The sequence below is a fragment of the Bacteroidota bacterium genome, from assembly GCA_039111535.1.
GTDB lineage: Bacteria > Bacteroidota > Rhodothermia > Rhodothermales > JAHQVL01 > JBCCIM01.
On sequence record JBCCIM010000179.1, the window covers coordinates 1 to 13,516 of the forward strand.

At 52.6% G+C, this 13,516-nt stretch carries 13 protein-coding genes; 10 read left to right on the forward strand and 3 right to left on the reverse strand.

Annotation, left to right across the window (positions count from 1 at the left end; all coding sequences use genetic code 11):
• The coding region (locus AAF564_21230; protein MEM8488086.1) for a DUF6807 family protein at positions 1-639 on the forward strand (639 nt) is incomplete at its 5' end.
• A 92-nt stretch (positions 640-731) separates the two neighbouring features.
• Here AAF564_21230 and araD1 read toward each other — a convergent pair.
• Entirely contained in the window at positions 732-1,715 is a 984-nt protein-coding gene (araD1, locus tag AAF564_21235) for an AraD1 family protein (GenBank protein MEM8488087.1), read from the reverse strand.
• Between the two features lie 16 nt (positions 1,716-1,731).
• Entirely contained in the window at positions 1,732-2,835 is a 1,104-nt protein-coding gene (locus AAF564_21240; protein MEM8488088.1) for an endo-1,4-beta-xylanase, read from the reverse strand.
• Positions 2,836-3,035: 200 nt separating this feature from the next.
• On the opposite strand from AAF564_21240, the gene AAF564_21245 reads away from it, so the two are divergent.
• The 9 genes from AAF564_21245 to AAF564_21285 all read left to right on the forward strand — a co-directional run bounded on the left by AAF564_21245 (position 3,036) and on the right by AAF564_21285 (position 12,812).
• Positions 3,036-5,306 carry a sugar-transfer associated ATP-grasp domain-containing protein gene (locus AAF564_21245; GenBank protein ID MEM8488089.1) on the forward strand — a complete coding sequence of 757 codons (2,271 nt, stop codon included), beginning with the start codon at positions 3,036-3,038 and terminating at the stop codon, positions 5,304-5,306.
• Positions 5,307-5,345: 39 nt separating this feature from the next.
• A complete protein-coding gene (locus tag AAF564_21250) occupies positions 5,346-6,512 on the forward strand; it encodes a hypothetical protein (protein ID MEM8488090.1) in 1,167 nt (388 codons plus the stop codon).
• Positions 6,513-6,668: 156 nt separating this feature from the next.
• Positions 6,669-7,361 carry a hypothetical protein gene (locus AAF564_21255; protein MEM8488091.1) on the forward strand — a complete coding sequence of 231 codons (693 nt, stop codon included), beginning with the start codon at positions 6,669-6,671 and terminating at the stop codon, positions 7,359-7,361.
• A 46-nt stretch (positions 7,362-7,407) separates the two neighbouring features.
• Positions 7,408-8,484 carry a tartrate dehydrogenase gene (locus AAF564_21260; protein MEM8488092.1) on the forward strand — a complete coding sequence of 359 codons (1,077 nt, stop codon included), beginning with the start codon at positions 7,408-7,410 and terminating at the stop codon, positions 8,482-8,484.
• Complete coding sequence (locus tag AAF564_21265) at positions 8,471-9,139, forward strand: cyclase family protein (GenBank protein ID MEM8488093.1); 669 nt, start codon at positions 8,471-8,473, stop codon at positions 9,137-9,139. The genes AAF564_21260 and AAF564_21265 overlap by 14 nt, the downstream gene beginning before the upstream one ends.
• On the forward strand, positions 9,136-9,714 hold the full coding sequence (locus AAF564_21270) for a four-carbon acid sugar kinase family protein (GenBank protein MEM8488094.1): 579 nt from the start codon (positions 9,136-9,138) through the stop codon (positions 9,712-9,714). Before AAF564_21265 ends, AAF564_21270 begins: the two co-directional genes overlap by 4 nt.
• Entirely contained in the window at positions 9,687-10,490 is an 804-nt protein-coding gene (locus AAF564_21275) for a nucleotide-binding domain containing protein (GenBank protein MEM8488095.1), read from the forward strand. The genes AAF564_21270 and AAF564_21275 overlap by 28 nt, the downstream gene beginning before the upstream one ends.
• A gap of 7 nt (positions 10,491-10,497) precedes the next feature.
• Positions 10,498-11,784 carry an MFS transporter gene (locus AAF564_21280; protein ID MEM8488096.1) on the forward strand — a complete coding sequence of 429 codons (1,287 nt, stop codon included), beginning with the start codon at positions 10,498-10,500 and terminating at the stop codon, positions 11,782-11,784.
• Entirely contained in the window at positions 11,784-12,812 is a 1,029-nt protein-coding gene (locus AAF564_21285) for a Gfo/Idh/MocA family oxidoreductase (protein MEM8488097.1), read from the forward strand. Before AAF564_21280 ends, AAF564_21285 begins: the two co-directional genes overlap by 1 nt.
• A 90-nt stretch (positions 12,813-12,902) precedes the next feature.
• Here the strand turns inward: AAF564_21285 and AAF564_21290 are convergent, their stop codons facing one another.
• On the reverse strand, positions 12,903-13,373 hold the full coding sequence (locus tag AAF564_21290; GenBank protein MEM8488098.1) for a YHS domain-containing (seleno)protein: 471 nt from the start codon (positions 13,371-13,373) through the stop codon (positions 12,903-12,905).
• Between the last annotated feature and the right edge of the window lie 143 nt (positions 13,374-13,516).

Sequence of the window (13,516 nt, forward strand, 5' to 3'; positions counted from 1 at the left end):
CGCGATAAACCTGTCGATATAAAGGCGCAAATTGGGCGCGACTTTTTCCATAACAACGGCGCGAGCCACTGGAAAAGGATTGCTGCCTCTATTTTACAAAAAGACGGTGCAGAGGTAAAATGGCAGACCGTGTATCACATGCTGGACGAAGCAGGCAACCCGATCCTTGAGGAGACCATGAACTGGTCGCTCTCCATGGATGGCGATAAAACATTAATTGGACTCGAATGGCGCGGTAAAGCCATTGAAGATATCACTATAAACGCGTTCGAATACGGTGGTATGTTTCTTCGCATGCCCTGGCGACGGGATATCGCTGGCGAAGCCATCAACAACAAAAATCAGCGCAACCAGGAAGCAGAAGGACAAAAAGCGGACTGGGTAGATGTCGGCATGGTCATCGAAGGCCGCGCAGACTGGGGACACATCACCATCATGGACCACCCAGACAATACCAACTATCCCACTGCATGGCGTGTGGATGGACAACTGGGGATTGGACCCTGCCGCGCACTGGAAGGCGACTGGCACATCAAGAAAGGCGAAACGGAGGTTATTCGCCACCAATTGGTAGCCTACACGGGTGCACTGGACCGGGAAGTGATGTCAGGTATCTGGACGGCCTATAGCGGACGATAATAAGTAGCGGTTGCAGTGAATGCCGATTTTCGAGTGCCTAATGCCGATTGATTTGCTTTCGTTGCCAGTGGCTACGCAGCCCATTGTTCGTGTCAATACAGCTTTTTGATTGCAACAGTTGTTGGGTGCTGAATCCGTAGCGTATTGCGCAGCGGCGCGCCGAAGCCGGCGGCTTCCATTTCGAATATATCGCCGTCCCGGGGTTCAATGCCTTTGGAAAAACTTGCGGTGGCGGTGCCGAAGAAATGACAGTGCACGTCGAAGGGTTGCTGAAAGAGTTCGTATTTGAAATGGTGGTACTCCAGGTTCGCAATACTATGCGACATGTTCTCCTCACCGCTCAGGAATTCTTCTTCCCAAATCACCATACCATCCCGAATGATACGCGACGTGCCGCGGACATCTGCTGGCAATTCCTCAAGCAACAGTTCAGGCCCAAAAGCGCAGGGCCGTAGCTTAGAGTGGGCCAGGTAGAGATAATTTATTTTCTCCGTTTTATGATCCGAGAACTCATTTCCCAGCGCGTAGCCAATGCGGTGTGGGTTTCCGGCAGCATCGTTGACATAACATGCACAGACCTCGATTTCATCGCCGTCGAGCAATGCAAAGGCAGGTGAGTAAATTGGTGATTCAGGCGCAACGATGGTAGTACCATTGCCTTTGTAGAACCACTCAGGTTGTACGCCGACATCGCCATCAGCCGGCTTACCAGCTTTTAGGCCCATTTGAAACATCCTCATGGAGTCAGTCTGGCCTTCGTCTGGCACCTTGTGCATTGAGTCCCGCGCAGCAGCACTACCAAGGTGTGTAAGTCCGGTACCCGTTACCCACAGCCGCGCGGGATTTGGATGGGTGACGGGAGACAATATCCTGCCGCTGGCTAACACTGTGGCGTATGTTTCCCACTCTTCGCTGAGGTGGCTGGTGACCAACGCAGGCAGGGTAACTGCTTGCTCCAGCGCGGCAAGCGTCATCGCATAGGTCGACGTATAGCCAGTAACCAGCTGTAAGTGCGCTCCTTTAACATGAGCCACGCGTTGCTGACCATGGCTGTCGATTAACTGTACAATCCGCATCTTTAAGGGAGATAAATCAGCCTGCTTCCTGGAGGGCTTCCAGAAATCCTATATACGCCGGCTTCGGATTAAACAAATCATCAAAAAGCAATGGCCACTCCGGGTTACCCCAGAAGTTGATCAACCAGCTCTCAGAATCGCGCACGCCCCACATGGTCACCGCAAACCGGTGTTCTTCGGGTAGATTATTAAACGCCTGGATCAGCTCTTTAACCCTGGCTTTTTGTGCTTCGCTACGCGCTGATGACAAGCTGCTAATATCACCATTCGGGTTTACCCGCACATCCAGTTCAGAAATATGCACCTTCAGCCCACGATCAGAGATTGCCTGCATCGTTGCAACAATTTCGCTCATCGCAGGAAAATCGATGGTGATGTGCATCTGCAAACCAACGCCATGAATGGGGATGCCGCGAGCCAGCAGATCATCGATCATGTCTAGCATGGCCTGTCGCTTCGTGCCATCCCATATGGTGCCATAGTCGTTGTAGAATAGCAACGCGTCTGGATCAGCTGCGTGTGCATACTCAAAAAGTCTTGCCACAAAGTCGTCTCCCATACGCTGTTGAAATTCAGACGTACGCAAAGCACCAGAGCCATCTTCAAACACTTCGTTGACTACGTCCCAGCTCGCTACACGGCCTTTGTAGCGTGTCACAACGTCGGTGATATACCGCTCAATTGCAATTTCAAACTCAGCATTGTCACCAGAGAAATTCTGGATCCACAGCGGCGTTGTGGTATGCCATATCAGGGTATGTCCGTGGACATTCAGCCCATTTGCCTCTGCAAAATTAACCAGTCCATCAGGGCGATCCCAGCTGTAGGTGCCGGGTCCGACTGAAACAGGGTTCATCTTCATCTCCCACTCAGCCGTGATGTTATTAAACGCGTGGTTGATGATGGCCTGGTGGCCGGCCTGGATAATTTTGTCAGATGCAATTGCTACCCCCACAGGATAAGGCGCCGCATTTTTTAGGCCTTCAACGTCTTGCAGTGTCAGTACGTTTTCGGGCGGCTCTGGGTCAGGATCTGGATCTGTGCTATCACAGCCGGCGAGGATGAAGAGGCCACAACAAAAAAATAAACGAAACCATAGGGTATCTGAGGAGACGCGCATTATACGGGTTGAGTGGGTGAGAATTCCTGCTTTTTCGTCCCCCAAATCTACAAATAAATCAAATCAGTTTTCCACATCGCAAATCGCTACGGCTTCCCACCAATCTCTTTTTTCAGACAACAGCAGACTGGCTATGCATCTGAAACACTCTTTACCAACGACAGGCAGCTAGCAGTCAGTTACTCCTTAGCAATAACACCATGACGTTATCCAAAACCAGCAAGACGCGCAACATGCAATGGCTGCTCGTAACTGTGGCACTCGTTTCGATTGCGACCAAAGTATTCCTTCTTCAATATGACCTCAAAACGATCCCACCAGAGAAAGGCTTTGATGTTACGCTAAAGTTGACCCAGCCGGCGCAAACTGGGCCTGTTTCTTTCTCCAGCTACCTGCCCACTACGCGCGAAACACAAACCGTATCCAACGCGCACTACACAGGCCGTGCAACATACACCCTTTCTGCTGATGAATCCGGCCAGTATGCAACCTGGACGCATCCAGCTTCAAATGAAGCTATTGTCCTGACTTACAACTTCCACGCTGAAATTCAACCCCGCACAGCCAGACTCTCACCGTCTGTTTATGCGGTGCTGCGCACTGCGTTTGATGAAGCTCGCAAAAACACTACAACCCCCAACAAAACATTTGCTGCGTTCCTCGATCTGGACAATACACAGTATCGCTGGGTAAACGGGTTGATTTTGAAAGACCAGGGGCAAAGCGTTGTGCACGATTGGTTGGAAATCCGAATTGCTGAGGCATGGATCCCCTTCGATCCCGCAAACAATTTCTTCGCGGCTTTGCCAGACAATTACCTCGTCCTTGCCCTCGCAGCACACACCCATCGCCTGAACGCCACGGGGCTTACCCTCGAGGTGTTGGTTAACGAAATCTACCTCTCCCACAGCTACATCACAGCGGGCGCTGCTTCGCTACCTTCGCGCTTCAATGCTTTTCAGTTGTGGGCTGATTTTCTGGGTTCGGGATTGCCTCTTGTATCACTAAAGGTCCTGCTACTCATCCCAGTCGCAGCGATGATTGTGGCTTTCTTCCGCAATGTGATTGGGCTAGAAACGTACGGCGTCTTCTTGCCGGCCCTGATTGCTGCCTCTGGGCTCCACGCCGGCCTGGGCGCTGCACTCGGCGGCTTCCTGTTCATTACGCTCCTGGTAGCCGTTCTGCACAGCCCGATGGCGCGGGCCGGCTTGCTGTACGTGCCGAAACTCTCTTTTATGTTATTGGCCGTGGTAGGTATTCTACTGGGCCTGGCATTGTTGAGCTTCAAGTTTGGATGGTCTGAACTGGTATCGTTCTCGCTGCTGCCACTCGTGATTCTTGCCATCTCTGCTGAACGACTGTCTCTCCACCTGGATGAAGAAGGTCCGGTTAAAGCAGCCAAAGTAATGGGTATGACCCTGCTGGTTATTTCAGCGTGTTATGCCGTGATTAGTGTGCCGGTGGTGCAGGCGGTGCTGTTCACTTTTCCGGAAGTCTTACTTATCGTAGGTGCCTGTAATCTATGGCTGGGTGGCTGGCTTGGTTTACGCCTCATGGAGTACCATCGATTCAAATGGCTGATGCCACTCCAGGATGACGATGCTATCGTGTCGCGCTTCAATGAATATGTGCTGGGTATCAACCGGCGAAATGCTGTAGTCATCCACGAGGCAAACAAGCGTAGAGACCTCGTATTGGCAAACGACAAAACCATTTCGAAACACGTACTTGCTGAACATGGCATGCCCGTTCCGCCCACCTTTGCGGTGTTATCGGAAGTCAAAGACATTAAGACACATTGGGCATCCATGACAGCCCATAAGACCTTTGTTGTTAAGCCGGCACAAGGCCTGCGGGGCAGTAAAATCCTGGTGCTCACCCGCACCCGAGGCGGTTGGTTAACACCAGGCGGTACCTTCTACACGCCGGCGATGCTGCAGCAACATATTGCCGACATTATCCTCGGCAGCCACTCCGGCGGCAAACGCGATAAAGCCCTGATCGAACAACGGGTTTATCCGCATCCCTTCTTTACAGACATTTACCCGATTGGCTTGCCCGACTTACGGGTCATCACGCACGAAGGACGGGTGGTGCAAGCCATGCTTCGCGTACCCACAGATGCATCAGATGGCAAAGCCAACCTCTGCCAGGGCGCAATCGGGATTGGCATCGACATCAATACAGGTACGCTGCAAGAAGGCTTCCTGAACAATGTGTACTTCCGCGAACATCCTGATTCCGGTGCCGCGTTACCCGGCAGGCAAATCCCTTTCTGGGAAGAAATCATACAAATCAGTAAACACACGGCGGCCCTGATGCCCCTGCGCTATCTCGGCATCGACATTGTCATCGACCGCACCGCCGGCCCCATGATTCTGGAAATCAATGCACGCCCCGGACTGCAAATCCAAAACACCAACAGGACTGGCCTCAGGCCTCTCCTGGAACGCACACCCGTTGCGGCCTAATCGATCCCTTCTCTCTTCCAACAGACGCATCTTTGATCCATGAAAACTATCCGCGTTTTGATATTCGCGCTCCTCCTCTTTGCTACGCAGCGTGCGCATGCGCAATGGTCGTGGAAGGCTTCCCTGGAAGCCGGCCTGAGCCAGGTTGACAACATCTTTAAAAGCCCCGGCAGCTTATTACTTGATGGGCAGATGTTAGACGCAGATTTGCTTTACGCCAACGATCTATCCGTCCCACTTTCTTTAAAAATGGATGCCACCTTGCGTACCGGTACACACCGTATTGATCTTGATTACAGATCGGTGCTCAACAGGTACAGCAAGCTGAATTATCTAAACGGTGGATATCACTACCTCCGCCTGGGTGATAGCTGGCAAGTGGCAAAAGCATGGCGCCTGTCTGCCCGTGTAACAGGTCGTGTATCTCGACGCGTAGGTACCAATATCCTTGGGGATGAGCTTGCGCGCGTCTATGCCTACGCCTCCTTACGGGCGGAGGCGGGGTTGCGGTGGGCGCCGTCGCGCCGGCATACATTTGAAGCGGGTTATCAGTGGAATAGGTACAACTACGATGAGACTGCCGGCTTGCAATCACTCGATCAGTCCAACCTGATAAACGACCTGGGCTGGACATATCGATCCCGCAAACGAAAAGGCAAATACCGAAAAGTCTCGATGGATTTAACCCATCGAATCAAAACCTACCATGCGTATCTATCCCGTAGCGCATCAGGACTGCAAAATCCAGGTAGCCCGCTTAATCAGCTTACCTATTACGACGCCGCTTTGGGCTTTGAATGGGGCTTAACGCGCTGGCTGGCCTGGGACATCGACCTGGAAGGCCGGGTACGTAACGATGCGTTTGAAGATTACTACAGCTACATTGCGGCTGGCATCAATTCGGGCTTCGACATCGAACCGATCCGTAACGTATTGATACGTGCTGAAGCCGGGTGGCGGTCAGTTAATTTCAAAGTCAGGGAAGCGCTGCTTCCAGGGGGGAGCGATGCACCTCGTCTGGTTTACAACTACATAAATTGGCACTTTGAAGCATCGTGTAAGATCACGCGCTCAATCACGGTCACCGCGTTTGCAGAATCCAATGATCGTGTATCAAATGCGACGCTGGAATCGAGTAGGATTCGGCGATCCTATCAGACTTTTCAAAACGGACTCACGTTGACGTATACCCTGGGGTCTCGATAAGCGTGCAACAATTCCGAAGTTAAATGCAATTGGGGCAGATAACGAGGCGCTTCTTTTATATCTTGCCAGAGTACTGCCCTCCTGTGGTTTCATTTGCCTGCCGGCATAGCGAAGTGAAGGGAAAGGTGCATCCCGACCACCAACCAACATCAAGCAATGCAGCCCCCTGCCCGGCTTTTTATCGTTCTTTTGTTCACCTTCACAATGGCCGGCTGCACAAACAGCTCACAACAAACTCCTGCAGATCAAGAGGCTAGCGATCTCCAGGTGTTTGAAGAAGTTGACGGATTTCTGGAAGTAGAAGCAGAGGATTACCATGCGACAGAAACGTACGGTATTCCGCGTACCTGGGTACATATTACTTCAGAGAGCGTAGCCGCAAACAATACCACCGATCACACAGGTACGGCCAGCAACGGCGCTTACCTGGAGGCGTTGCCTGATACCCGGGTCACACACGACGACTCGCTCATTGTTGGGACCAATTTCTTCCCTGAAGCCGGCGTTGGTCCAATGATCTCCTACAATGTGCGGTTCAACACGCCAGGCACATACACCCTGTGGGCGCGCGCCTATTCAACGGGTACAGAAGACAACGGCATCCACGCCGGCATTAATGACACCTGGCCCGAAAACAGCCAACGCTTGCAGTGGTGCGAAGGCAAAAACAAATGGACCTGGACGTCAGCGCAGCGGGTGCCAGACAACCATTGCGGAACGCCCGGCACCATCACGATGGAAATCGAAGAAGCCGGCGTGCACACCATCCAATTTTCTATGCGAGAAGACGGTGTAGCTTTTGACAAATGGATTATGACGACGGACACCACGCTGGTGCCGGCAGATTAAACATCCTACTCCGTAATTAAGGCAATCGACTCAGAAAGTAGCGAACATGAAAACCTACAACATCGCAGTAATTCCAGGCGACGGTATTGGCAACGAAATTATTCCCGAAGGTATCAGGGCACTCGATGCAGTAGCCGCGCAGGAGGGCTTCAAGCTGACCTACAGCTATTTCCCATGGAGTGCAACCTACTACAAAGAAACAGGGGCCTTCATGCCCGAAGACGGGCTTGATCAGCTCAAAGCATTTGATGCCATTTATTTTGGCGCCATCGGCAGGCCCGATGTAGACGACCGATTGCCGGCTATCCGTTACACGTTCCGTGTCCGCAAACACTTTCAGCAATATGTGAACTACCGGCCCGTTCGGCTTGTCCCGGGCGTACCAGGCCCGCTACGCAACAAAACCCCTGAAGATGTCGACTTCATTATTCTGCGCGAAAACACGGAAGGCGAGTTTTCAGAGATTGGCAACTTTGTGAACCCTGAGCAGGACAGCGGCTTTGCCCTGCAGACCAGTGTGTTCACCCGAAAAGGCATTGAGCGTTTTGCACACTACGCTTTCCAGCTTGCGCAAAAAAGGCGCAGCCACCTGACCAACGTTACCAAGTCGAATACGCTGATTCACTCGATGGTGTATTGGGACCAGCTTTTTGAAGCGGTAAGCAAATCTTACCCGGCAGTCACGTATGAGAAAATGTATGTGGACAACGCCGCTGCGTCTTTCATTTTGAAGCCAGAGCGATTCGATGTAATTGCAACAACCAACATGATTGGTGATATCCTGAGCGATCTTGGCGGGGCACTCATGGGCAGCCTTGGTCTGGGGCCGAGTGGCAACATCAATCCGGAAAAAGATTATCCATCGATGTTTGAGCCCATCCACGGGTCAGCACCAGATATTGCGGGCCAGGGCATCGCCAACCCGATCAGTGCCATTTGGTCTGCCGCCTTGCTGCTCGAACATCTCGGCGAAGCAACAGCTGCCCAAAAACTTGAATCCAGCATCTACGCCGTAATCGCTGCAGGCAACTTTACAGCAGATCTCGGGGGCACAGCCCGAACAACCGAGATAGGTGATGCCATCGTCCGCAACTTATCCCCTGCACACCATGTGGCAGAATAAACGGCTGATCGACCTCACTCTGACGCTCGAAGATGGGATGCGCGGGGTTGCAATTGAAACCACATATACGGTAGCTGACAAAGGGTGGAATGCAAGCACCTACCACCTGTACTCACACGCCGGCACCCACCTTGACGCGCCCATCCATTACGGCGTGAATGACAAAACGGTCGAAGACATCCCCCTGGAGCGCTGTATGGGGCCAGCTTGGGTAGCAGATGTATCAGGCATCGCTGCCAAAGCCTTGATCACGCTTGAGCACCTGGGAGACATACCTGAGAAAATAAAACCCGGCGAAAGTCTGCTCATCAAAACAGGCTGGAGCAAACGGCTCGGCGAGCCCGAATATTACAACGCCCTGCCCCGCATCAGCGATGATTTGGCCCACTGGTGCGCGGCACAACAACTCCCGATGCTGGGCGTTGAGCCGCCGGCTGTAGCAGATCCGTTTAACCGGGAAGAAATTGTACGCATCCACGAAATACTGCTTCGCGCGGATATTATCATCGTCGAAGGGCTAACCAATCTGGATGTAATCACAAGTCCCCAGGTTATCTTTGGCGCACTGCCCATTAAAGTGGCCCGGGATGGCGCACCCGTCAGGGCTTTTGCGCTGGAAGAAAACCCGGCAGCAGAAGACACAGAAGAGGCATGATGCAAAGCCAGGACCGTGAAACCCTCTTCGCTACTTTGCCATCACCTTGGCCGGACGATGTACTCCCGGCCATCCAACAGTCCGTTCATCGCACAAACCGATCTGTTGTTGTGCTTGATGATGACCCCACCGGTACCCAAACGGTTTACGACATCCCCGTACTCACCACCTGGGACGTCGCAGAGCTGACCGAGATACTGCGCGCCGGCACGCCGCTCTGCTATATCCTGACCAACTCACGGAGTATGGTCACCGTGCAGGCACAAGCCCTTGCTACAGAGATTGGGCGCAACCTGCAAGCTGCTGCCCAGGCAACAGGCCGGCGATTTTCTGTTATCAGCCGCAGCGATTCAACCTTACGAGGCCACTACCCTGCTGAGGTAGATCCACTCCTCACCGCGCTGGGCAAACAGGAGGCGATTCACCTGATTGCACCCTTTTTTGAAGAAGGCGGGCGCTACACAATCAACGACATCCATTGGGTGCAGGAAGACGATACACTGCCTCCAACCTGTGCGAGTGGGTTGCTGAGAACACCCACGGCCGCGTGTCTGCGGATCGAGTCGCATCATTGACACTGGAAGATATCCGCACAGGCGGCCCCGAAGCAGTTACAAAAAAACTGATCGCCCTCGCGCCACGAAGCGTTTGTATTGCCAATGCGGTGACTATGCGTGACCTTGAAGTGGTTGCCCTTGCGTGTTTGAATGCAGAAGATGCAGGCCAAACGCTGCTTTACCGCACAGGCGCTTCTTTTGTACGGGCCTACGCCGGCCTGCAAAAAAAACCGCTCCTCGATGCAACTGCGTTAGCCTTGCCCCAGACAGGCGCCGGCATCGTCGTGATTGGCAGCCACGTCCCTATGACCACACAGCAACTGCATCATCTAACAACCCACACTACCCTCGCTACCATCGAGCTCAAAGCCAACCGCTTGCTGGCTCCAGAACAGCGCGTATCAGAAATTGCCCGTGTTTTGCGGGTGCTAAAAGACCACTTTAGTGCGGAGCGAGATACGGTACTCTACACAAGCCGCGAACTAATAACCGGCACCTCAGCCGCTGACAGCTTGCGTATTGCTGGCATGGTGTCGCAGGCACTGGTCGAAATCGTGAAGCAATTGCCCGCCCAACCGCGATACGTGGTTGCTAAAGGCGGTATTACGTCAAGCGACCTGGCCACAAAAGGTCTCAACGTAAAAAAAATGTATGTTTTAGGGCAGGTGTTGCCCGGTGTACCCGCCAACAGACTTGGCGAAGAAAGCCGGTTTCCAGGACTTGCTTACATTGTATTCCCGGGGAATGTGGGGAAAGAAGACGCGCTAACCACCCTTGTCCACCAATTATCGTAATCCTGGCATGAATAGCCCCCAGCTTTCTACCGAAGTCTCCCCTTTAATTCCCAAGCGATATAACTTTGTCACGGGCACATTTCTGCTTTCCGTCTTGCTTTACGTTGACCGCGTGTGTATTTCCGCTGCACAGCCTGAAGTGGTGGCAGATCTCGGATTGACAGATACACAAATGGGCTGGGTGCTTTCTGTCTTTGCATTGGGTTATGCGCTTTTCCAAACGCCCTCTGGCATTCTTGCAGACCGGTTTGGGCCGCGCAAAATTTTGACGGCCGTGGTTACGTTCTGGTCGATCTTTACAGCGTTGACCGGCGCAGCATTCAACTTCGTGTCGATGTTGGTTTTTCGATTTCTGTTTGGTGTCGGAGAAGCCGGCGCGTTCCCTGGAATGGCCCGCGCTGTGTTTTCATGGATACCGATGAAAGAACGCGGCCTGATCACCGGCATCAACTTCTCAGGATCACGGCTGGGCGCGGCGTTTGCGCTGCCGGGTGTAGCGTGGCTCATCTCGACCATGGGATGGCGCCTTACGTTTGTTGTACTGGGGGCCATCGGTTTTGTCTGGGCATTTGCGTGGTACCTGTGGTTCCGCGATGACCCCGCAGAACACAAGGGCATCTCCCAGACCGAACTGGACTACATTCTGGAGAACAGGCAGCAAATTGATGACGCAGCTACGGCTGGCCTGTCACTCGGTGTATTGCTTTCTTCCAAAAACATGTGGCTGGCAATGGGCCAATACTTTGCCAGCAACTTCACGTTCTTCTTTACGCTTACCTGGCTCTTCCCATACATCAAATCGACGTATGGGCTGGAGACGGTAGAAGCTGCGTTTTATGCGTCGGCCCCACTGATCGCCGGCGCTTTTGGCAACTGGTTCTCAGGCTGGCTGGTAGATCGCATCTATAAGCAGGGCAAATGGAAATTGTCCCGCACCATACCGGCAGTCATCGGATTTGCACTAGCCGCGGGCGGGTTGTTGGGCAGTGTTTCTATGGACGAAGTGGGCGGTGCCATTTTCTTCCTGTCTATTGCCATCTTTGGTGCCGACATGACACTCAGCCCATCCTGGTCTTTCTGTGTTGATATCGGGCGCAAAAATGCCGGCGCGGTATCAGGCACCATGAACATGGCGGGTAACATCGGTTCATTTCTAACTGCACTGGCCTTCCCGTATTTGCTTGCATGGACCGACACCACAACCCCCTTCTTTTATCTCGGCGCCGGCCTCAATGTACTGGCTATCATCGCCTGGTTTTCCATGCAACCCGAAAAACCACTGGAGGAAGCATAATGGCGGCACTCAAAGGGGTGTGCATCGGGGCCGGCTATTTCAGCCAGTTCCACTTTGATGCCTGGACCCGCATTCCCAATGTAAAAATTGTAGCCGTTTGCGATACGGACAAGGAGAAAGCCCAACAGGCTGCGCAAATGTATGACATTCCAGCGGTGTATGAAGACTATGAGGCCATGTTTGCCGCAGAGCAGCCTGATTTTGTAGATATTATCACCCCGCCGGCTACGCACGAAGCACTCTGTAAAGCGGCCGGCGCGCACGGCATCCATATCATCTGCCAGAAACCCATGGCGCCCACCTTTGAGGCTGCGAGCGACATGGTAGCGCAAGCGGAAGCGGATGGTATCCGGCTCATGATTCACGAGAACTTTCGTTTTCAACCGTGGCACCGGGAAATAAAAAAGCTGCTGGATGCTGGCGCCATTGGTGACACTCTGCATTCTTTGACCTTTCGCTCTCGTATGGGAGATGGATGGGGAGAAGACGCCTACCTCGGCCGGCAACCCTACTTCCGTACCATGCCCCGGCTGCTTGTCTACGAAACAGGGGTGCACTTTATCGACACGTTTTGCTTTCTCGCCGGCCAGGTTGAAGAGGTGTATGCACACTTGCGCCGGCTCAACCCGGTCATTGCCGGCGAAGACTGCGGCCTGCTCCTTTTCAAGTTCTCCAGTGGCGCGCTAGGCATGTGGGATGCCAACCGATACAACGCCTCTGCAAACCCCAACGCCCGATACACCTTCGGCACCTTTCTTATAGAAGGCTCCGGGGGCAGTATTCGGTTGTATGATGACGGCAAAATCACCATCCAGCAACTAGGTGATTCCGAAGCTGAGCACAGCTATGCCCATGTGAATCGTGGATTTGGTGGAGATTGCTGTTTTTTCACCCAGCGACATTTTGTGGATTGCCTTGAACATAACAAGCCTTTTGAAACCTCGGGTGAAGCATACCTAAACGTCTTGCGCATTCAGGAAGCCATCTATAAAGCTGCCAATACAGGCCTGCCCGTGAGGCTGCAATAACGCAGACCTGTTTGCTAATCGGTAACCCCAAAAGAAAAAGGGCGGTCCATCTATGGAGCCGCCCTTTTGTTTGCAAGGCCTGTACACGGTTTAATTGTATGATTTGTGCAACACTTCCCAGTTTTCATTGGCCTTTTTTACCAGCCGGCTGTGATCATTCTCGGTGATCCACAACTGCTGTGCATCCAGCTCAAGATTGTAGAGAAACAGGAAATATTTGTCATCTTCTACAATGAATTTGTTCGGGTCAACCCGAAACTTGGCGCCGGCATACACGCCAAAAGCGCAATACCCACCATACTGCGGCAGATACCGTTCCGGGTTCTTGTCGAAGGCATCTTTCTGAGCAGATGACGTAAAATAATAGGTCACATCTTCAAACGTAGACTTATAGTCTTTCACCCCTCTCTGGGCCAGGCCAAGATCAAGGTAGGAAACAGGACTATAACCCTGCAGGGCTATGTTACTGTTATCGATGTTGTTTGCCATTTTATCCTGGGCCAGCAAAGGCGTACTGAGGTACAGCATTGCCGCCAGCATTAGCGTCGTTGTTTTCATCATGGTTCTATATGGGGCTTTTCCTGAAATGCTGCTTGGTTTCGGGTAGGGTTCATAGTGTCGAAGAGGTTGTCAAGAGAGTCGACTTTAGGGGTAAAAGCCCCTGTTTTATAGTCTATCACACGGATGACCTCGTTTTTCTTATC

Excerpts from the sequence above, each read along its gene's own strand:
- AAF564_21260 (MEM8488092.1), top strand. The coding sequence starts at position 7,408 with ATGAAAACCTACAACATCGCAGTAATTCCAGGCGACGGTATTGGCAAC.
- AAF564_21255 (MEM8488091.1), top strand. The coding sequence starts at position 6,669 with ATGCAGCCCCCTGCCCGGCTTTTTATCGTTCTTTTGTTCACCTTCACA.
- AAF564_21250 (MEM8488090.1), top strand. The coding sequence starts at position 5,346 with ATGAAAACTATCCGCGTTTTGATATTCGCGCTCCTCCTCTTTGCTACG.
- AAF564_21285 (MEM8488097.1), top strand. The coding sequence starts at position 11,784 with ATGGCGGCACTCAAAGGGGTGTGCATCGGGGCCGGCTATTTCAGCCAG.
- AAF564_21245 (MEM8488089.1), top strand. The coding sequence starts at position 3,036 with ATGACGTTATCCAAAACCAGCAAGACGCGCAACATGCAATGGCTGCTC.
- AAF564_21270 (MEM8488094.1), top strand. The coding sequence starts at position 9,136 with ATGATGCAAAGCCAGGACCGTGAAACCCTCTTCGCTACTTTGCCATCA.
- araD1 (MEM8488087.1), bottom strand. The coding sequence starts at position 1,715 with ATGCGGATTGTACAGTTAATCGACAGCCATGGTCAGCAACGCGTGGCT.
- AAF564_21240 (MEM8488088.1), bottom strand. The coding sequence starts at position 2,835 with ATGCGCGTCTCCTCAGATACCCTATGGTTTCGTTTATTTTTTTGTTGT.
- AAF564_21290 (MEM8488098.1), bottom strand. The coding sequence starts at position 13,373 with ATGATGAAAACAACGACGCTAATGCTGGCGGCAATGCTGTACCTCAGT.
- AAF564_21280 (MEM8488096.1), top strand. The coding sequence starts at position 10,498 with ATGAATAGCCCCCAGCTTTCTACCGAAGTCTCCCCTTTAATTCCCAAG.
- AAF564_21265 (MEM8488093.1), top strand. The coding sequence starts at position 8,471 with ATGTGGCAGAATAAACGGCTGATCGACCTCACTCTGACGCTCGAAGAT.